Origin of the sequence: Streptomyces sp. NPDC001410 (genome assembly GCF_042895235.1) — a bacterium.
GTDB lineage: Bacteria > Actinomycetota > Actinomycetes > Streptomycetales > Streptomycetaceae > Streptomyces.
Window position 1 is genome coordinate 177,441 of record NZ_JBIAWE010000013.1, and the last position, 19,301, is coordinate 196,741.

At 70.4% G+C, this 19,301-nt stretch carries 20 protein-coding genes; 9 read left to right on the forward strand and 11 right to left on the reverse strand.

Annotation, left to right across the window (positions count from 1 at the left end):
• The first annotated feature begins 127 nt into the window (after nucleotides 1-127).
• From afsQ1 to ACFY3C_RS28225, 5 genes are all read left to right on the forward strand, one after another.
• Nucleotides 128-805, forward strand: a complete 678-nt coding sequence (afsQ1, locus tag ACFY3C_RS28205) for a two-component system response regulator AfsQ1 (protein WP_179851543.1) — start codon at nucleotides 128-130, stop codon at nucleotides 803-805.
• Nucleotides 802-2,385, forward strand: coding sequence for an ATP-binding protein (locus ACFY3C_RS28210; RefSeq protein ID WP_390772706.1), 1,584 nt, complete (start codon nucleotides 802-804; stop codon nucleotides 2,383-2,385). Before afsQ1 ends, ACFY3C_RS28210 begins: the two co-directional genes overlap by 4 nt.
• Complete coding sequence (locus ACFY3C_RS28215) at nucleotides 2,382-2,993, forward strand: hypothetical protein (protein WP_390772707.1); 612 nt, start codon at nucleotides 2,382-2,384, stop codon at nucleotides 2,991-2,993. Before ACFY3C_RS28210 ends, ACFY3C_RS28215 begins: the two co-directional genes overlap by 4 nt.
• Before the next feature lie 99 nt (nucleotides 2,994-3,092).
• A complete protein-coding gene (locus ACFY3C_RS28220; protein ID WP_390772785.1) occupies nucleotides 3,093-3,650 on the forward strand; it encodes a VanZ family protein in 558 nt (185 codons plus the stop codon).
• A 92-nt stretch (nucleotides 3,651-3,742) separates the two neighbouring features.
• Complete coding sequence (locus tag ACFY3C_RS28225; protein WP_389186524.1) at nucleotides 3,743-3,946, forward strand: PspC domain-containing protein; 204 nt, start codon at nucleotides 3,743-3,745, stop codon at nucleotides 3,944-3,946.
• Nucleotides 3,947-4,023: 77 nt separating this feature from the next.
• Here the strand turns inward: ACFY3C_RS28225 and ACFY3C_RS28230 are convergent, their stop codons facing one another.
• The gene (locus tag ACFY3C_RS28230; RefSeq protein ID WP_390772708.1) at nucleotides 4,024-4,377 is read right to left on the reverse strand and encodes an ATP-binding protein; all 354 of its coding nucleotides are present in this window, start codon (nucleotides 4,375-4,377) and stop codon (nucleotides 4,024-4,026) included.
• A gap of 151 nt (nucleotides 4,378-4,528) precedes the next feature.
• Nucleotides 4,529-5,704 carry an adenosine deaminase gene (locus tag ACFY3C_RS28235; RefSeq protein ID WP_390772709.1) on the reverse strand — a complete coding sequence of 392 codons (1,176 nt, stop codon included), beginning with the start codon at nucleotides 5,702-5,704 and terminating at the stop codon, nucleotides 4,529-4,531.
• Nucleotides 5,705-5,825: 121 nt separating this feature from the next.
• Here ACFY3C_RS28235 and ACFY3C_RS28240 point away from each other — a divergent pair, with 121 nt between their 5' ends.
• On the forward strand, nucleotides 5,826-6,587 hold the full coding sequence (locus ACFY3C_RS28240) for an alpha/beta hydrolase (RefSeq protein ID WP_386579122.1): 762 nt from the start codon (nucleotides 5,826-5,828) through the stop codon (nucleotides 6,585-6,587).
• A gap of 94 nt (nucleotides 6,588-6,681) precedes the next feature.
• On the opposite strand, the gene ACFY3C_RS28245 is transcribed toward ACFY3C_RS28240, so the two are convergent.
• Nucleotides 6,682-7,644: a LysR family transcriptional regulator gene (locus tag ACFY3C_RS28245; protein WP_390772710.1), complete on the reverse strand. Its 963-nt coding sequence runs from the start codon at nucleotides 7,642-7,644 to the stop codon at nucleotides 6,682-6,684.
• A 63-nt stretch (nucleotides 7,645-7,707) separates the two neighbouring features.
• Here ACFY3C_RS28245 and ACFY3C_RS28250 point away from each other — a divergent pair, with 63 nt between their 5' ends.
• Together ACFY3C_RS28250 and ACFY3C_RS28255 are read left to right on the forward strand one after the other, a co-directional pair.
• Nucleotides 7,708-8,997, forward strand: a complete 1,290-nt coding sequence (locus tag ACFY3C_RS28250) for an MFS transporter (protein ID WP_390772711.1) — start codon at nucleotides 7,708-7,710, stop codon at nucleotides 8,995-8,997.
• A 151-nt stretch (nucleotides 8,998-9,148) separates the two neighbouring features.
• Complete coding sequence (locus ACFY3C_RS28255) at nucleotides 9,149-10,162, forward strand: sigma-70 family RNA polymerase sigma factor (protein ID WP_386579117.1); 1,014 nt, start codon at nucleotides 9,149-9,151, stop codon at nucleotides 10,160-10,162.
• Here ACFY3C_RS28255 and ACFY3C_RS28260 read toward each other — a convergent pair.
• A complete protein-coding gene (locus ACFY3C_RS28260) occupies nucleotides 10,046-10,432 on the reverse strand; it encodes an STAS domain-containing protein (RefSeq protein ID WP_390772786.1) in 387 nt (128 codons plus the stop codon). The genes ACFY3C_RS28255 and ACFY3C_RS28260 overlap by 117 nt on opposite strands.
• A 68-nt stretch (nucleotides 10,433-10,500) precedes the next feature.
• On the opposite strand from ACFY3C_RS28260, the gene ACFY3C_RS28265 reads away from it, so the two are divergent.
• Nucleotides 10,501-11,421: an AEC family transporter gene (locus ACFY3C_RS28265; protein ID WP_390772712.1), complete on the forward strand. Its 921-nt coding sequence runs from the start codon at nucleotides 10,501-10,503 to the stop codon at nucleotides 11,419-11,421.
• Between the two features lie 3 nt (nucleotides 11,422-11,424).
• Here ACFY3C_RS28265 and ACFY3C_RS28270 read toward each other — a convergent pair whose 3' ends face one another.
• From ACFY3C_RS28270 to ACFY3C_RS28300, 7 genes are all read right to left on the reverse strand, one after another.
• Nucleotides 11,425-11,742, reverse strand: a complete 318-nt coding sequence (locus tag ACFY3C_RS28270; RefSeq protein WP_390772713.1) for a Uma2 family endonuclease — start codon at nucleotides 11,740-11,742, stop codon at nucleotides 11,425-11,427.
• 213 nt (nucleotides 11,743-11,955) lie between these two features.
• On the reverse strand, nucleotides 11,956-13,239 hold the full coding sequence (locus ACFY3C_RS28275) for a thymidine phosphorylase (RefSeq protein ID WP_386579113.1): 1,284 nt from the start codon (nucleotides 13,237-13,239) through the stop codon (nucleotides 11,956-11,958).
• Between the two features lie 72 nt (nucleotides 13,240-13,311).
• Nucleotides 13,312-13,716: a cytidine deaminase gene (locus ACFY3C_RS28280; RefSeq protein ID WP_386579111.1), complete on the reverse strand. Its 405-nt coding sequence runs from the start codon at nucleotides 13,714-13,716 to the stop codon at nucleotides 13,312-13,314.
• Nucleotides 13,713-14,975 (reverse strand): ABC transporter permease, encoded by a 1,263-nt coding sequence (locus tag ACFY3C_RS28285; RefSeq protein ID WP_386579110.1) that lies wholly within the window; start codon nucleotides 14,973-14,975, stop codon nucleotides 13,713-13,715. Before ACFY3C_RS28285 ends, ACFY3C_RS28280 begins: the two co-directional genes overlap by 4 nt.
• Nucleotides 14,975-16,096, reverse strand: a complete 1,122-nt coding sequence (locus ACFY3C_RS28290) for an ABC transporter permease (RefSeq protein WP_390772714.1) — start codon at nucleotides 16,094-16,096, stop codon at nucleotides 14,975-14,977. Before ACFY3C_RS28290 ends, ACFY3C_RS28285 begins: the two co-directional genes overlap by 1 nt.
• Nucleotides 16,093-17,805, reverse strand: a complete 1,713-nt coding sequence (locus ACFY3C_RS28295; protein ID WP_390772787.1) for an ABC transporter ATP-binding protein — start codon at nucleotides 17,803-17,805, stop codon at nucleotides 16,093-16,095. Before ACFY3C_RS28295 ends, ACFY3C_RS28290 begins: the two co-directional genes overlap by 4 nt.
• A 234-nt stretch (nucleotides 17,806-18,039) precedes the next feature.
• Entirely contained in the window at nucleotides 18,040-19,086 is a 1,047-nt protein-coding gene (locus ACFY3C_RS28300; protein ID WP_390772715.1) for a BMP family protein, read from the reverse strand.
• Nucleotides 19,087-19,301: the final 215 nt, after the last annotated feature.

The following is a 19,301-nucleotide window of genomic DNA, read 5'->3' on the forward strand; positions in this document are numbered from 1 at the left end:
GACTGTCACAGACCTGTCACAGGGGTCCGGCCCAGGGCCGTCACAGAGCGCGCACAGGAGGTGGCGGTAGGGAGAGCATGGTGTCGGCAGGTCGTACGGGAGCCCGTCCATGGGCCAGAATGAGCCCGTGCCTTCCCTGTTGCTGATCGAGGACGACGACGCCATCCGCACGGCCCTGGAGCTCTCACTGACGCGCCAGGGTCACCGGGTGGCCACCGCTGCCAGCGGTGAGGACGGTCTGAAGCTGCTGCGTGAGCAGCGACCGGATCTGATCGTGCTGGACGTGATGCTGCCCGGCATCGACGGGTTCGAGGTGTGCCGGCGCATCCGGCGCACCGACCAGCTGCCGATCATCCTGCTGACCGCCCGTAACGATGACATCGACGTGGTCGTGGGACTGGAGTCCGGCGCCGACGACTACGTCGTGAAACCGGTGCAGGGCCGCGTGCTGGACGCCCGGATCCGGGCCGTACTGCGCCGCGGCGAACGCGAGTCCAGCGACTCGGCGGCCTTCGGCAGCCTGGTCATCGACCGGTCCGCGATGACCGTCACCAAGAACGGCGAGGACCTGCAGCTCACGCCGACCGAGCTGAGACTGCTGCTGGAACTGAGCCGGCGGCCCGGTCAGGCGCTGTCCCGGCAGCAGCTGCTGCGGCTGGTGTGGGAGCACGACTACCTGGGCGACTCGCGCCTGGTGGACGCGTGTGTGCAGCGGCTGCGCGCCAAGGTGGAGGACGTGCCCTCGTCCCCGACCCTGATCCGTACCGTCCGTGGTGTCGGCTACCGCCTGGACGCTCCTCAGTGACCGATACGCAAGGGGGGCTGCGCGGCTGGGCCGCAGGGCGCAAGGGAAGTCTGTCGCGGCTGCGGTTCACCAGCCTCAGGCTGCGACTGGTCGTCGTCTTCGGTCTGGTCGCGCTCACCGCCGCGGTGTCGGCGTCGGGCATCGCGTACTGGCTGAACCGGGAGGCCGTGCTCACCCGCGCCCAGGACGCGGTGCTGCGCGACTTCCAGCAGGAGATGCAGAACCGGGCGGGCGCACTGCCGGTGCACCCCTCGCAGGACGAACTGCAGCACGTGGCGGGCCAGATGGCCGGCAGCAGCCAGCGCTTCAGCGTGCTGCTGGTCGCCCAGGACCCGAGCGGCGACACGGTGTACGGCAACTCGGGCGGCATCAACGGCTTCGCGCTGGAGGACGTGCCGAATTCGCTGCGCACCGCGGTGAACAAGCGGCAGCAGGTGACCGGCTCCAACGAGTCGCCGTACCACCTGTACTGGCAGCGGGTCGACAACCACGGCACGCCGTATCTGGTCGCCGGCACCCGGCTGATCGGCGGCGGTCCGACGGGCTACATGGCCAAGTCGCTGGAGCCGGAGGCCAAGGACCTCAACTCGCTGGCCTGGTCGCTGGGGATCGCGACGGGTCTCGCGCTGATCGGCTCGGCGCTGCTCGCGCAGGCCGCCGCCACGACCGTGCTGAAGCCGGTGCACCGGCTCGGGGTGGCCGCCCGGCGGCTCGGCGAGGGCCGGCTGGACACCCGGCTGAGGGTCTCGGGCACGGACGAACTCGCCGATCTGTCACGGACGTTCAACAACGCGGCCGAGGCGCTGGAGAAACGGGTCGCCGACATGGCTGCGCGGGACGACGCGTCCCGGCGCTTCGTGGCCGACATGTCCCACGAGCTGCGGACGCCGCTGACCGCCATCACCGCCGTCACGGAGGTGCTGGAGGAGGAGCTGGACGCGGACGCCGGGAGCATCGACCCGATGATCGAGCCGGCCGTGCGGCTGGTGGTCAGCGAGACACGGCGGCTGAACGACCTGGTCGAGAACCTGATGGAGGTCACCCGCTTCGACGCGGGCACCGCCCGACTGGTCCTGGACGACGTCGACATCGCCGACCAGATCACCGCCTGCATCGACGCCCGTGCCTGGCTGGACGCCGTGGAGCTGGACGCCGAGCGCGGCGCCCACGCCCGCCTCGACCCGCGCCGCCTGGACGTCATACTGGCCAACCTGATCGGCAACGCGCTCAAGCACGGCGGGTCGCCGGTGCGGGTGTCGGTGCGCATCGACGGGGAGGACCTGGTCATCGCGGTGCGCGACCACGGGCCCGGCATCCCCGAGGACGTCCTGCCGCACGTCTTCGACCGCTTCTACAAGGCCAGCGCCTCCCGGCCGCGTTCGGAGGGCAGCGGCCTGGGCCTGTCCATCGCCCTGGAGAACGCCCACATCCACGGCGGTGAGATCACCGCGGCCAACTCACCCGACGGGGGTGCGGTGTTCACGTTGCGGTTGCCGCGGGACGCCTCGCGGCTGACGGAGGAGAACGGCGAGGGCACCAAGGACGACGAGGTCGGGAATTCCGGGAAGGAGGGGTCATGAGAGCAGGGACCGTACGCAGCCTGCTGGCGGCGCCCCTCCTGGCCGCGCTGCTCACCGGGTGCGGGATCCGGCCCACCGAGGTGCCGACGGACTTCGGCGGGGCGCCCTCGCGGGTGCCGTGCACGCCGTCCGGGCCCGGTGTGTCGACGCAGTCCTCGCAAGGGGTGGCCGTGCAGGTCTTCCTGCTGTGCGGCTCGTCCCTGGTCGCCGTCGACCGGACCGTCCGGGTCCCGGAGGGCACCCCGGACGAGCGGCGCCGGGTGATCGTGGCGCAGGGCCTGCTGGACCAGCTCGCCGCGTCCCCGTCGGCCGGGCAGAAGGCGGCGGGCTACACGACGTACGTGCCGGGCGGCCTGAGCGTGACCGGGCCGGGCCGGAAGGACCCGGGCGACACGCTCAGGCTGAGCACCGCGCCGGAACAGCTCACCTCCTACGCCCTCGCCCAGCTCGTGTGCACGCTGTCCGACTCGGCGGCGACCGAGGGCGACGGTTCGGTCGTCCTGGGCGGCCCGGGCACCGCCCCGCTGCGCCGCTACGAGTGCACCGACGACGTCCGCAACCGCCCGGGAACGACCGAGCCGCCGTCCAGCGAGGTCACGGCGGGCTAGGTCCTGTCGGCCGCGCACGGGTGGGTGTGGCGGACACCTCATGTGCATCCGCGTGACGGATGCGGAACCGATCGTGCACAGGGGTGCGTCTTGGGGGGCGTGCAGCGTCATGGCTCCATCGGCGGCAGTGCCGCGATCCGCATCCGTGTGACAGGGGGTGTCCTCCTCGTCGCGCACCTCGGGCTCGTCGCCTGGCTGATGCTGCGCCCCCTGGACGTCCCCTGGGTGATGCCCGCCAACCTGCGCCCGCTGGCCGGTATCCGGGCCGATCTGGCGCTGGGCTGGCCCGAGGCCGCCAGACGCCTCGGCGAGGGGCTGGCGCTGCTCGCGCCGCTGGGTGTGCTGCTGCCGATGTCCGGCAGGCTCGACGTCTCCCCGCTCACCTCCCTGGTCCGTACGGCGGCCACGGGCGCCCTGATCTCGCTGGGCATAGCCCTGCTGCAGACGGGGGTGCCCGGCAGGGTCGTGGACGTCGACTCGCTGCTGCTGAACACCGTGGGCGTGATCCTGGCCCACTTGGCCGTGGTGCCGGCGGGCCGGGCCTGGCTGCGGCGCCGGGGCGAGCGCGAACCCCACGAGGCGGAGCCGGTCACCGTCCAGGAGGACCTCCCTCAGGGTCGTACCCCGACGATTCCCAGGGTCGGGATCGCCCCGTAGAGCGACGCTTCGTCCCCTTCGTCTCCGTACCGTGGAAGACAGTTGAGGCGATCGACGGAGAGCCTCACCCGACGCTCACGAAGGAGCCGCAGATGTCCAGCCTCGCCCGCCCCACCCACGGCCGCATGATCGGCGGAGTGTGCGCCGCGCTGGCCCGGCGCTTCGGCACCTCCGCGACGACGATGCGGGTCGTCTTCCTGCTCTCCTGCCTGCTCCCCGGCCCGCAGTTCCTGCTCTACATAGCGCTGTGGATCCTGCTGCCGGCGGAGGACAAGGCCAAGGCCACCGCCTGGTGAGTCCGGGCACGCGAACGCCGCTGGGGCGCCCCGGACCTCTCCGGGGCGCCCCAGCGGCGTCGTGCGCGCGACGGATGTCAGCCGAGCGGGATGCCGTTCACCGGCACGCCGTGCGTGGGCAGGCCCTGCAGCGGCAGTCCGCCGAGCAGGCCGGCGGCCGGCGCGGTCGGGCCGTCGGCGAGGACCTTCTGGACGGTCGGCTGCGCGGCGGCCAGCCCGGCACCGAGGGCACCCTGCCCCTGGGCGAGCGCCTGACCGGCGCCCGGCAGCGCCTGTCCGACGTTCTGGGCCGGCAAGGTTTGGGTGACGGAGTCCAGGGCCTGCGTGGCGTCGGGGACGGCCGGGGCCGCGTTGGCCGCGCCCGCACCGACGGCGGCGAAGGCGGCACCGAGGGCGGCGACACCGAGGGTCTTGGCAGCAGACTGCTTCATGGTGAATGCGTCCTTGAATGCGGAGACAGGAGATAACAAACGCTCTGAGCGGTCCACGACCGTAAACATGCCGGACCGCCGCCCGCAAACACCGAAATGCGGACGACTTGTGAAAGCCCGTCCGCATTCCGTGCCGCCGTTCGCCTCGCCGCTACCCCTCAGATCCGGAAGAACCGCTGGTGGAGGCGGTCTGCTGGAACAGCCACTCGGATTTCAGCTCTGCATATCCGGGCTTGACCACGTCATTGATCATCGCCAGCCGTTCATCGAAAGGAATGAACGCTGATTTCATCGCATTGACGGAGAACCATGCGAGGTCGTCGAGCGTATAACCGAACGCGTCGACGAGATGCTCGAATTCCCGGCTCATGCTGGTGTGCGACATCAGCCTGTTGTCGGTGTTGACCGTCGCCCGGAAGTGCAGGCGCCGCAGCAGCCCGATCGGGTGCTCGGCATAGGAGGAGGCGGCCCCGGTCTGCAGGTTGGAGCTGGGGCACAGCTCCAGCGGGATGCGCTTGTCGCGGACGTAGGAGGCCAGCCGCCCGAGCCGCACCGAGCCGTCGTCACGGACCTCGATGTCGTCGATGATCCGCACCCCGTGCCCGAGCCGGTCGGCGCCGCACCACTGCAGCGCCTGCCAGATGGACGGCAGCCCGAAGGCCTCGCCGGCGTGGATGGTGAAGTGGTTGTTCTCGCGCTTGAGGTACTCGAACGCGTCCAGGTGCCGGGTGGGCGGGTAGCCGGCCTCGGCGCCGGCGATGTCGAAGCCGACCACGCCCAGGTCCCGGTAGCGGTTGGCGAGTTCGGCGATCTCCAGGGAGCGGGCCGCGTGCCGCATGGCGGTCAGCAGGGCGCCGACCCGGATGCGGTGGCCGTTCTCCCGGGCGAGCCGCTCGCCCTCCCGGAAGCCCTCGTTGACCGCCTCGACGACCTCTTCGAGGCTCAGCCCGCCCTCCAGATGCTGCTCAGGGGCGTACCGCACCTCCGCGTAGACGACCCCGTCCTCGGCGAGGTCCTCGGCGCACTCCCGGGCGACCCGGACGAGCGCCTCCCGGGTCTGCATGACGCCGACGGTGTGCGAGAAGGTCTCCAGATACCGCTCCAGCGAGCCGGAATCGGCCGCTTCGCGGAACCAGATGCCCAGCTTGTCGGGGTCGGTCTCGGGGAGCTGGGAGTAGCCGGCCTCCTGGGCGAGTTCGACGACGGTTCCGGGGCGGAGCCCGCCGTCGAGATGATCGTGCAGCAGAACCTTGGGGGCCCGGCGGATCTGGTCCGGCGTCGGGACGTGCGTCGGGACGGTCCCAGTCGGTGCAGTCTGGCTCGTCATTTCCGCACTGTAGCGCCTACGCGCGTAGAGAGCCGGTGTACGGCATGTACTTTTCCGTCGATATTTAACGGTGACCGCACGGACGGGTTTCGTACACCGTCGCTTCTGACACTGTTCTGTCATGGGACAGCAAGCGACGCCGGTCCGAACGGCCAGGCTGGGAAAGGCAGTCGGCCCGGAGCCGACGTCGGTGAGCGGAGCGGTGCTGCTGCTCCCCGGGGGCGAGGAGGTCTCCGCCCGCAGGCCGTCACCCCTCCAGGCGACGTCCTTCGTCCGCTCCCTCGGCCGCAGGTTCGCCCGCGCGGGCCGCGCGGAGGGCTTGGCTGTCCATACCGTCCACTACCGCTACCGGGGCTGGAACGGCAGCGAAGCGCATCTCGCGGGGGACGCGGAGTGGGCCGCCGACGAGGTCGTACGGCGGTACGGGGACGTTCCCGTGTGTCTGGTCGGACTCGGCATGGGCGGACGGGCGGCGCTGCGGGCCGGCGGGCACGAGGCGGTGAACTCGGTCGTCGCGCTCGCGCCCTGGCTGCCGGAGGAGGACGTGGCCGCGGCCGCCGAGCCGGTGAAGCAGCTGGTGGGGCGGCGGGTGCTGGTCGTGCACGGCACGAACGACGAACGCACCGATCCCGAGCTGTCGTTCCGGCTGGCGGCTCGGGCGAAGAAGGTGAACCGGGATGTGTGCAGGTTCGAAGTGCACTCCGATGGTCATGGGTTGCACCAGCACCGGGACGAAGTGCTGAGTCTTGCGGTGGACTTCGTGATGGGGGCGTTGTTCGGGTGTTCGGTGTCGCGGCCTGTGGAGGACGCGCTGGCTGCTCCGCCGCCGATTGGTTTGCGGATGCCCTTGGCTGCGGGGTTCGGTAAGTCGCTGAGACGGTAGGGGGTGGGGGCTTCGGTTGTGTTCGGTCTGCGGGTGCTTTGTGGCTTGTCGCGCCCACGCGGCGGAGCCGTAAATCCAACGCAGCCCCGCGCCCCTAGGTGGGGAGCAGATTCCCTCTTCTGGAAAGCAGGAACTTCTTGAAGGCTGCCACAGGGGGTGTGTCCGGGCGGTCGGCCAGCCATGCGACGCCGATTTCGCGGGCCGCTCTCGGCGCCGTCACCGTCAGTTCCACGACGCCCGGTCTCGGGACCGTCGGCGGGGGCAGGAGGGCGACGCCCAGGCCCGCTGCCACCAGGCCCCTCAGGGTTTCTGCCTCCTCGCCCTCGAAGGCGACTCTCGGGCGGAAGCCCGCCTCTTTGCACAGGTCATCGGTGATGCGGCGGAGGCCGTAGCCGGGTTCCAGGGTGACGAAGGTTTCGTCCGACGCCTCGGCCAGGCGGATGCGGCGGCGGGCGGCCAGGCGGTGGTCGGCGGGGACGACCAGGCGGAGTTTCTGCTCGTCCAGGCGGCGGGCGACGAGGTCGGGCGCGTCGGGGACCGGAGAGGTGAGGCAGAGGTCCAGCTCTCCTGCGCGCAGGCGCTCCAGCATCGCCTCGCCGTAGTTCTGGACCAGGCTGAAGCGGATGCGCGGGTGGTCGGCGCGGAAGGCGTGCAGCAGGCCCGGTACCGTCTCGGCGCCCATGGTGTGCAGGAAGCCGAAGGCGACCTTGCCGGTGGCCGGGTCGGCGTCGGCGCGGACCTCCTCGGCGGCGCGCTCGACCTCGGCGAGGGCGCGTTCGACGGAGGCTAGGAAGGTGCGGCCGGCGGTGGTGAGGGAGACCGTACGGCCGTGGCGGGCGAACAGGTCGACGCCCAGGTCCTGTTCCAGGCGGGCCATCGCGCGCGAGAGGGTCGACTGGGGGACGTTCATCTCGTGGGCGGCGCGGGTGACGTGCTCCGTACGGGCGACGCCGGCGAAGTAGGCGAGGCGGGGCGCGAGCAACCTCGACATCTCAGCCATGTCTTCTGTGTCACTGGACGGTGACAGTCGCGCCTGTGAGCTTTGCTGATGCACCATGGGAACGATTATGGCGAATCCATGCATTGGACGGATGAGCGCAGCCGAACGTAGCTTCGAGGCATGTCTCCCGCCAGTACCGGGGCGTCCACCAGCGTGGACGCCGTTTCGCCCGTCCGTTCCTCCGACTCCGCGTCCGACTCCCGCATGGCGCCGGGCGGCCCCGGCTACCGCCGGATGAGCTTCGCCCTCTTCCTCGCCGGAGTCGCGACCTTCGCTCTCCTCTACTCCACGCAGGCCCTGCTGCCGCTGATCTCCGGGGAGTTCGGGGTCGCGGCGAGCGAGGCGAGCTGGACGGTGGCGGCCGCGACCGGCGGTCTGGCGTTGTTCGTGCTGCCGATGAGCGCCCTGTCGGAGCGCTTCGGCCGCCGTACGGTGATGACGGCCTCGCTGGCGGTCGCGGTGAGCGTCGGGCTGCTGGTGCCGTTCGCGCCGTCGATCGGCGCGCTGGTGGTGCTGCGGGCTGTGCAGGGCGCGGCGCTGGCCGGTCTGCCGGCCTCGGCGACGGCGTACCTGGCCGAGGAGGTCCGGCCGAAGGCGCTGGTCACGGCGATCGGGCTGTTCGTGGCGGGCAACAGCGTCGGCGGGATGAGCGGCCGGGTGATCACCGGCTGGGTCGCGCAGGAGTGGGGCTGGCGAGTGGCCGTCGGTGTGATCGGCGCGATCGCGGTGGCCTGCGCGGTGGCGTTCCGGCTGCTGCTGCCGGCACCGAAGCACTTCAGGCCCGGCTCGCTGCGCCCGCGCGTCCTGCTCGGCACGGTCCGCGACCACCTCTCCGACCCGCTGCTGCGCCGCCTGTACGCGATCGGCGCGCTGTTCATGACGGTGTTCGGCGGCGTGTACACGGTGATCGGGTACCGGCTGACGGAGGCCCCCTTCTCCCTCCCGCAGGGCATCGTCGGCTCGATCTTCCTGGTGTACCTGGTGGGCACGGTGTCGGCGTCGACCGCGGGCCGTCTGGTGGGCCGACTCGGCCGCCGGGGCGCGCTGTACCTGGCGGGCGGTACGACGGCGGCGGGCCTGCTGCTCTCCCTGGCGGACTCCCTGCCCCTGGTCCTGCTGGGCCTGGTCCTGATCACCGCGGGCTTCTTCGCGGGGCACGCGGTCGCCTCCTCGGCGGTCAGCAAGACGGCGACCCGCGGCCGCGCCCAGGCCTCGGCCCTCTACCAGTCCGCGTACTACGTCGGCTCCAGCGCGGGCAGCACGGTCGGCGCGATGGCCTTCCACTCGGGCGGCTGGGCCGGCACGGTCGGCGTCGGGCTGCTGGCGGTGCTGGGCGTCGTGACGATCACGGTCCTCGGCTCGCGGGCGGCCCAGGTGGCGGCCCGGCGGCAGCTGGTGGCGGCGCACTGAGTCGGCGCCAGGTCCGCTCAACTTCATGAAGCAACCGGTCTGAACTGCGCTTTTGTGCGCTCGGGGGGCCATTGTCAGTGTGCTGCGGTAGCTTCCGAAGTGCTGGAGCGCGAAGGCGCGTGAACAGAACGGCCACAGGGGTGGGTGGACGATGGGCGACAGCACGGCGACGGCGGACCTGGACGTCGCACTGGAGAAGCACCGGACCGAGCTGACCGGGTACTGCTACCGCATGCTCGGCTCCTCCTTCGAGGCCGAGGACGCGGTGCAGGACACCCTGGTGCGGGCCTGGCGGAGCTACGACAAGTTCGAGGGCCGTTCCTCCCTGCGCTCGTGGCTGTACCGGATCGCGACGAACGTGTGCCTGGACATGCTGACGGCCGGGAACAAGCGGGCCCGACCCATGGACCTCACGGACTCGACTCCCCTCGCCCAGGCGGCCCTCGCCCCCCGCCCGGACAACACCTGGCTGGAGCCGGTGCCGGACGCGCGCGTGCTGCCGACGGTCGAGGACCCGGCGGAGGCGGCCGTCGCCAAGGAGTCGATCCGGCTGGCGTTCATGGCGGCCCTGCAGCAACTGCCGCCCAAACAGCGGGCGGTGCTGATCCTGCGCGAGGTGCTGGCCTGGAAGGCGAGCGAGGTCGCCGACCTGCTGGACACCACGGTCGCCTCGGTCAACAGCGCGCTGCAGCGGGCCCGGGCGACGCTCGCCGAGCGGGAGCAGGCCGGTGCCGAGGCGGCGGTCTCCGACCCGCTCGACGAGGAGCAGCAAAAGCTCCTGGAGCGCTATGTGAAGGCCTTCGAGGGCTACGACATGACGGCGCTCACGGCGTTGCTGCACGAGGACGCCGTCATGACGATGCCGCCGTTCGACCTGTGGCTGACCGGGCACGACGACATCACCGGCTTCATGACCACGCTGGGCGCCGCCTGCGCCGGCTCCCGCCTGCTGCCCGTGCAGGTCAACGGGCTGCCGGGCTTCGCCCAGTACAAGCCGGACCCGGAGGCGGGCGGCTTCACACCGTGGTCGATCCAGGTCCTGGAGATCTCAGACGGCCGGCTGACCGGGTTCCACTTCTTCCTCGACACCCAGCGCTGGTTCCCGCTGTTCGGCCTCCCCCTCCATCTGGAAGCGGAGCCCGACGAGATCGAGGAGGGCGTGTAGGGCGGGGTCCGGGTCGCGCAGCCGTATCCGGCCCCCGGCCCGCCGTGCGGCCAGCTCCAGCCGCGCGAGCAGATCTACCACCGCCAGGCCGGGCGGCCCCAGCCCGCCCACGTCGCAGACGACGACTCCGGCCCCGGTGACCTCCAGCAGCGCCCGTACGTCGTCGCACAGCCCCGTCACTTCGTCCCTGGTGACGGGGCCGGGCAGCACGAGCACGGCAGGTGTCCTCTCATCCACGTGCGGTAGACCGGCAAGCCGCCCGTAACTCATCGCGTCGGCCCGCACCCGGGCGGAGATCACATTGACCCGCCCCCCTGCTCCGCCGGAGGGTGGGCTCCGTGCAGGGGGTGCTGAGCGGGTTCGCGGTGATCGCGGTCGTCATCGGGATGGGTTATGTACTCGGGCGGCGCGGCTCGCTCGGCGACCAGGGCCGTGAGGTCCTGACCGGGCTGGCATTCACCGTGGCGGGCCCGGCACTCCTCTTCACGACCCTGGCCCGGGCCGACCTGTCGGTGCTGTTCTCCAGCCGGCTCCTGGTGACGGCCCTGAGCACGGCCGCGGTCTCCGGGCTCTTCGTGGCGATCGGCGCGCTGCGCCGCTGGGGCGTGGGCCGCACCACGATCGGCGCCCTGTGCTCCGGCTACGTCAACTCGGGCAACCTCGGCATCCCGATCGCCGCGTACGTCCTGGGCGACGCGTCCCTGGTGGCACCGGTACTGCTCTTCCAGGTCGTCCTGGTCACCCCCGTCGCCCTGACGGTCCTGGACCTGTCGGGGATGGGCGAGAAGGGCACGCTCTGGCGCCGCCTGCTGACCCCGCTGCGCAACCCGATAGCCGTCGGCTCGCTGTCGGGCGTCGTGGTGTCGGCGGCAGGCTGGAAGGTCCCCGACCCGGTCCTGGACCCCCTCACCCTGATCGGCAACATGTCCGTCCCGGCGGCCCTCCTGGCCTTCGGCATGTCCCTGCACGGCAGCGCGGCCCCTGGCCGGGGGCGGGACCGCCAACTGGTCCTGCTGTCAGTGGCGTTGAAGTCGCTGGGGCAACCGCTGGTGGCGTGGGTCCTGGCACGGGGCGTCTTCGACCTGCACGGCGCCCCACTCCTGGACGTGGTGGTGACCTCGGCCCTGCCCGCCGCCCAGAACCTGTTCACCTACGCCAGCCGTTACCGGGTGGCCGAGTCCCTGGCCCGGGAGTCGGTCCTCTTGTCGACGGTGGTGTCAGTACCGGTGTTGGTGGGGGTGGCGGCGGTTCTGGGGTGAGGGTCACCCCACCGGGAGTGTGAGGTGGAAGGGCCCGGGCAACCCGACTGACGCGCCGAACTCCACCGACTCCAGGACGCGGTGGGTCCCGCCCTTGGCAACGCCGTACAGCGTGACCGTCGGTCCTTCCGGGGCCAGACAGTCGACCAGGAGGTACAAGGGGACGCCTGCCTCGGCGTAGCCCGCCGCCTTCGTCGTTCGGTCGTTCTGCGCAGTGGCGGCCGAGGTGATCTCGACGACGAGTTCGGCCACGCCAGCAGGGGCGAAGTACTCGTCCCCTCCCAGCAGCGCTTTCCCCGGCACCACGCACAGATCGGGCACATACAGTTCCAGCCGCGAGGGAACGGCCAGGGGCAATCGTTGGTAGACGCCCCAGGACTTGGCCCTTGCGGGCGTCGGTCTGGACGAGTTCCTCCCAGGCGTCATCGGTCAGGAGGTAGTCGCCCTCGCACACGTCCATGGGGTCATCCAACATGCCGAACGGGACCGGCAGTGGTCCACCGATCCCGTTCACCCGAAAGATGAATCCCCAGGTCAGGCAATACGTTCCAGCACCACCGGCGAAGCCGTGAAGTCCGTCCCCGGCGCCGCGATGTCGTACGAACCCTCGACCGCCTGCAGCGCGTACTCGAAGCGCTCCGGGGTGTCCGTGTGCAGGGTCAGCAGCGGCTGGCCCTCGGTGACCGTGTCTCCCGGCTTGGCGTGCATCTCGATGCCCGCCGCCGCCTGCACCGGGTCCTCCTTGCGGGCGCGGCCCGCGCCGAGGCGCCAGGCGCCGACACCGATGTCGTAGGCGTCCAGGCGGGTGAGCACGCCGGAGGACGGGGCCTTGATGACGTGCTGCTCACGGGACGTGGGCAGCACCGCGTCCGGGTCGCCGCCCTGGGCCGCGATCATCCGGCGCCAGACGTCCATCGCCGAGCCGTCGGCCAGGGCCTTCGCCGGGTCCGCGTCCTTCACTCCGGCGGCGTCGAGCATCTCGCGGGCGAGCGCGATCGTCAGCTCCACGACGTCCGCCGGGCCGCCGCCCGCCAGGACCTCGACCGACTCGCGGACTTCGAGGGCATTGCCCGCGGTGAGGCCGAGGGGGGTGGACATGTCGGTCAGGAGGGCGACCGTCTTCACGCCGTGGTCGGTGCCGAGGCCGACCATCGTGGAGGCCAGCTCGCGCGCGTCCTCGATCGTCTTCATGAAGGCGCCCGAGCCGACCTTCACGTCCAGGACCAGGGAGCCGGTGCCCTCGGCGATCTTCTTCGACATGATCGAGGAGGCGATCAGCGGGATCGCCTCGACCGTGCCGGTGACGTCGCGCAGCGCGTACAGCTTCTTGTCGGCGGGGGCGAGGCCGTCACCGGCCGCGCAGATGACGGCGCCGGTGGTGTCGAGGACGTGCAGCATCTCCTCGTTGGAGAGCAGCGCGCGCCAGCCGGGGATCGACTCCAGCTTGTCCAGGGTGCCGCCGGTGTGGCCGAGGCCGCGCCCGGAGAGCTGGGGGACGGCCGCGCCGCAGGCCGCCACCAGGGGCGCGAGCGGAAGGGTGATCTTGTCGCCGACGCCACCCGTGGAGTGCTTGTCGGCGGTCGGGCGGGACAGTGAGGAGAAGTCCATGCGCTCGCCGGAGGAGATCATGGCCGCCGTCCAGCGGGCGATCTCGCGGCGGTTCATGCCGTTGAGCAGGATCGCCATGTTGAGCGCGGCCATCTGGTAGTCGGCGACCTCGCCGCGGGTGTACGCGTCGATGACCCAGTCGATCTGCTCGTCGGTCAGCTCACCGCGGTCCCGCTTGGTGCGGATGACGGTGATGGCGTCCATGGCCATGGCTGAAGGCTTCCTTCCGGGAGGTGCGAAGTGCACGGCCCCCCTGCGCAGGTCAGGGGGGCCGTACGGGAGTTACTTGGTGAGATGGTCCGGGCCGAAGGCCTGGGGCAGCATCTCGGAGAGCGGGAGGATGCCCGCGGGGGTGTCCAGCAGCAGGCCGGGGCCGCCGAACTCGTAGAGCAGCTGGCGGCAGCGGCCGCACGGGACGAGCAGCCCGCCCGTGCCGTCCACGCAGGTGAAGTGCGTGAGGCGGCCGCCTCCGGTGCGCTGCAGCTGCGAGACCAGACCGCACTCGGCGCACAGGCCGAGGCCGTAGGAGGCGTTCTCGACGTTGCAGCCGGTGACCGTGCGTCCGTCGTCGACCAGGGCCGCCACACCGACCGGGAAGCCCGAGTAGGGGGCGTAGGCGTGGGACATGGCCTCCCGCGCCTCGGCGCGCAGCGCCTCCCAGTCGAAGTCGGCGGCCGCGGAGGTCACTTGCCCTGTCCCTTCCGGTACGGCAGGCCGTCCGCCTTCGGCATGCGCAGCTTCTGCGCGGACAGCGAGAGGACGAGCAGCGTGACGATGTACGGGGTCGCCGTCACCAGCTGGCGCGGAACCTCGTTCGTCGAGGCGTACCAGAGGAACATCAGGGCCGCGATGACGACCGTGATGACGGCGGGGACGTACTTCTTCTTCCACGCCTGGTAGGCGGCGCCGAACACCAGCAGGATCGCCAGCAGCAGGATCAGCGCGTGCACGTTGGTCGTACCACCGCGCAGGTTGAGGCTGTCGGTGTAGCCGAACAGGCCGGCGCCGAGGGCGAGGCCGCCCGGCATCCAGTTGCCGAAGATCATCGCGGCGAGACCGATGTAGCCGCGGCCGGCCGTCTGGCCGTCGAGGTACACGTTCGAGGCGACGATGGACAGGAACGCGCCGCCGAGGCCGGCGAAGCCGCCGGAGATGATCACGGCGATGTACTTGTACTTGTACACGTTGACGCCGAGGGACTCGGCCGCCACCGGGTTCTCACCGCAGGAGCGCAGGCGCAGACCGAAGGAGGTCCGCCACAGCACCCACCAGGTCAGCGGGACCATGGCGACCGCGATCACGGTCAGCGGCGACAGGTCGGTGACCAGACCGCCGAGCAGGCCGGCGATGTCGGAGACCAGGAACCAGTGCTTCCCGTTCAGCGTGTTCAGCCAGTCCGACAGACCCGGGATGCTGAACTCGCCGAGGGAGTCGATCGGCGGGGACTGCTTGGTGGAGCCCTGCGGGGCGTTGGCGAAGGTGAACTTCGACAGGTAGCGGGTCACGCCGAGGGCCAGGATGTTCAGCGCCACACCGGAGACGATGTGGTTGACGTTGAACGTGACGGTGGCGATGGCGTGCAGGACGGCGCCGAGCGCGCCGCCGACGATGCCGAAGACGACACCCACCCACGGGCCCCACTGGTAGCCGGCCCAGGCGCCGAACCAGGTGCCGAGGATCATCATGCCCTCGAGGCCGATGTTGACGACGCCCGCGCGCTCGGCCCACAGGCCGCCGAGGCCCGCGAGGCCGATCGGGACCGCGAGCTGCAGCGCGGCGGACATCTGCCCGACCGAGGTGATGCCGTCCGCGCCGGTGATGATGCGGACGATCGAGGTCAGCACCAGCACGCCCGCGATGACCAGCAGGAGTACCGGGAGGGACATACGGCGGCCGCCCTTGCCGGGCTGCTTCGCCTGCGGCTTGGCGATGGTCGCGGTGGACATCAGGCAGCCACCTCCTTGTTGGTGTTCTTGGCGGCGGCCGCGGCCAGCTCGGCGCCGACCTTGTGCTGCTGGCGGCGCAGGGCCCACTGCTGGACGAACGCGTACGAGATGACGACCGCGAAGACGATCAGGCCCTGCATGATCGTCGCGATCTCCTTGTCGTACGCCACGGGGGTCGCGTAGTCGAGGGCGGGCGAGGCCTTGTCGAGGAAGGCCCACAGCAGGGCGGCGAGCGCGATGCCGCCCGGGTTGTTGCGGCCGAGCAGAGCGATACCGATGGCGGTGAAGCCGAGGCCCACGGGGAAGCTCAGGCTGTAGGTGTGGCTTTCGCCGAGCAGCAGCGGCAGGCCGGCGAGGCCCGCGATGGCGCCGGAGATCAGCATCGAGACCAGCACCATGCGCTTGGCGTCGACGCCGGAGGCCGCGGCGGCGGTCTCCGAGGCGCCGGTGGCGCGCAGGTCGAAGCCGAAGCGGGTGCGGTTGAGGACGATCCAGTAGCCGATGCCGAGGAGGACGGCGAGGAAGACCAGGCCGTAGATCTCACCGACGTCCGAGCCCAGGTTGATGCCCGGGAACCAGCCGGACTTCTTCATGATGCCGGTGGTCGAGTTGTTGCCGACCTGCACGCCCCACACGTCGGTGAGGGTGACGTAGCCGATGACGGCGGTGGCGATCGCGTTCAGCATGATCGTCGCGACGACCTCGCTGACGCCCCGGGTGACCTTCAGGACACCGGCGATGCCGGCCCAGAAGGAGCCGGTGGCCATGGCGACCAGCAGCAGCAGCGGGATCTGCAGGAAGCTGGGCAGGGCCACGTGCGCGCCGACGACGGCGGTCATCACCGCGGCGAGGCGGTACTGGCCGTCGACACCGATGTTGAACAGGTTCATGCGGAAGCCGAGGGCGACCGCGATGGCGGCGATGTAGTACAGCGACGCCTGGTTGATGATCAGCACCTGGATGTCCGAGTACGGCAGCTGCTGGAGCATCAGGGCGTACGGCTCGATCGGGTTCTTGCCCGAGGCGAGCAGGACCACGGAGGTCAGCACGATCGCCAGGACGAGCGCGATGACCGGGCCGGCCACCGCGACGAGCACCCGCTCCTTGTCGAACTTCTTCATCGGGCCTCGTCCTCCGGACCGGCGTTGTCGTCGCCCTCGGGGGCGGTCTCTTCGTGCTCCAGGTGACCGGACGCGGCACCCGTCATGGCCGAGCCCAGCTCCTCCGGCGTGATGGTGGCCGGGTCGGCGTCGGCGACCAGCCTGCCGTCGTAGATGACGCGCAGGGTGTCCGACAGGCCGATCAGCTCGTCCAGGTCGGCGGAGATCAGCAGCACGGCCAGGCCCTCGCGGCGGGCCTCGCGGATGCGGTCCCAGATCTGCGCCTGGGCGCCGACGTCCACACCACGGGTGGGGTGGGCGGCGATCAGGAACTTCGGGGCGTGGCTCATCTCGCGGCCGACGATCAGCTTCTGCTGGTTGCCGCCGGACAGGGAGGCCGCGGTGACGTCGATGCCGGGGGTACGGACGTCGTACTCCTCGACGATCCGGCGGGTGTCGTCCTGGGCGCCCTTGGGGTTCAGCCAGAAGCCCTTGGCGTTGGGCTTCTCGGTGACGTGGCCGAGGATGCGGTTCTCCCAGAGCGGAGCCTCCAGCAGCAGGCCCTGGCGGTGGCGGTCCTCGGGGATGTAGCCGACGCCGGACTCACGGCGCTTGCGGGTGGGCCAGGGGGTGATGTCCTCGTCCAGGAAGACGATCGAGCCGGAGTCGGCGTTCTTGGTACCGATCAGCGCGTCGATCAGCTCGGTCTGGCCGTTGCCCTCGACACCGGCGATGCCCATGACCTCGCCGGCGTGGATGGTGAAGGAGACGTCGTCGAGGACACGCTTGGCCGCGCTGGGGCTGGTGGCCTCGGTGAGGATGTCGGCACCCGGTGCGGCGCCGGCCGAGCCGGTCGTGGCGGTCTCGGGCTGTGCGCCGAGCTCCCCGAGGGATGCGCCGCCGCGGGCGTACACGGTGAGGTTCCTGACCTCCAGCACCGCCCGGTCGGTCACGGTGGACTCGGCGGTCTCCGGGGTGGGCAGCTCGCTGCCGACCATCAGCTCGGCCAGCTGGCGCGGGGTGGTCTGGGAGGGGATCGCGGTCCCGACCGTCGTACCGCGCCGGATGACGGTGATGTCGTCGGCGACGGACAGTACCTCGCCCAGCTTGTGGGAGATGAAGATGACGGACAGGCCCTCGGACTTCAGCTCGCGCAGGTTGTCGAAGAGCGCGTCGACCTCCTGCGGGACCAGCACGGCGGTCGGCTCGTCGAGGATCAGGGTGCGGGCGCCGCGGAAGAGGACCTTGAGGATCTCCACGCGCTGACGGTCGGCCACACCGAGGTCCTCGACCAGCACGTCCGGGCGGATGCCCAGGCCGTAGCGGTCGGAGATCTCCTTGATCTTCTTGCGGGCGCCACCGCCGATGCCGTACAGCTTCTCGCTGCCGAGCACCACGTTCTCCAGCACGGTCAGGTTGTCGGCCAGCATGAAGTGCTGGTGGACCATGCCGATGCCGCGGGCGATGGCGTCGGCGGGGCTGGAGAAGCTCACCTGCTCGCCGTCGATCTGGATGGTGCCCTCGTCCGGCTTCTGCATGCCGTAGAGGATCTTCATCAGGGTCGACTTGCCGGCGCCGTTCTCGCCCACGAGGGCGTGGACGGTGCCCTTGCGGACCGTCAGGTGGATGTCGTGGTTGGCCACGACACCCGGGAATCGCTTGGTGATGCCCGCGAGCTCGACCGCGACTGTCGACGGAGCGGTGAGCGGAGGGCTGCTGGACGCGTCGATGGCGCACTCTCCTCGGGAAAGGGGCCGCTCTACGCGCGTAGCGCCCCTGCTTTAAATAGTGCCCGGATCTGACCGACCTTGATCGAGAGCTTCGTCTCGATCAAAAATCCGATCCGTTCCGAGCATTCTGCCGCGCGAACGGGGTGCGGGCAGGTCATCCTCTCCGCACCCCGTTCCGTGGCCGTAACGCTGCCATTACAGCGTTCTGTTGGCCAAGGCTTCTGACCTAGATCGTCAGGAGGTCTTCACCGTGATGCTGCCGTTCTTGATGCCTTCCTCGGCCTTCTTGATGGCGGCCTGGATGGCGGCGTCCTTCGCGAAGGCCGGGTTGGACTGGGCGATGCCCACGCCACCCGACTTCAGGTCACCGCGGATCTCGCCGGAGAGCGGCTTGTTGTCCTTGATGACGGACGTGGAGAGGTCGTAGACCGCGCCCTCGACGTTCTTCAGGGCCGAGGTCAGGATGTAGTTCTTGTACTTGGCCAGCGCGGCCTGCTTGTACTGGTCGGAGTCGACGCCGATGGCCCACACCTTGTGCTCGGCGGCGGACTTGATCACGCCCTGGCCGGAGAGGCCGGCGGCCGCGTAGACCACGTCGGCACCCGCGTCGATCTGACCGTTGGCCGCGTTCTCACCCTTGTCCGGGCTGGAGAAGCCGCCCTCCTGCGGAGTCTGGGTGAGGTACTGCGACTCGATCTTGATCTTCGGGTTGACCGACTTGGCGCCCTGGATGTAGCCGGCCTCGAACTTGTGGATCAGCGGGAGGTCCACGCCGCCGATGAAGCCGATGTGGTTCTTCTTGGTGGCCTTGGCCGCGGCCACGCCCGCCAGGTACGAGGACTGCTCCTCGTGGAAGACCATGTCGGCGACGTTCTTCGCCTGGATCGTGTTGTCGTCGACGATGCCGAAGGTGACCTTCGGGTACTTGCCGGCGACCTGCTTCACGGCCGGCGCGTAGGCGAAGCCGACGCCGATGACCGGGTTGTAGCCGGCCTTCGCCAGGGTCTCCAGGCGCTGCACCTTGTCCGCGTCCGTCTCGTTGTCCTGCGGCTCGACGTCCCGGCCGCTGACGCCGAGGTCCTTCTCGGCCTTCTGGAGGCCCGCGTAGGCGGCGTCGTTGAAGGACTGGTCGCCCTTGCCGCCGACGTCGTACGCCAGGCCGATGCCCTTGGACTTGCCCTCGCTGGAGGAGGAGGTGGACGAGCTGCCACAGGCAGAAACGGTGACGGCCAGCGCTGCGGTCGCAACGCCTGCAATCGTGATACGGGACACCCGGCGCATGGAACGTGACTCCTTTGTGCAAGCGCCCAAACCAGGCGCTGGTTCCGCCGCAGCGTAACGCGCGTAGACCTGACGGAAAACCCCCAATGTCCGGTCCGTTATCTAGCTGTGGCCACCGTCACTGCCAAGGTTACGGACAGCAGTACGCCCCTTGCGGGAGGCAAGGGGCGTACGGGGTACGACGGCGCCCGGTCGGGCGCGGAGCCGGGGGTCAG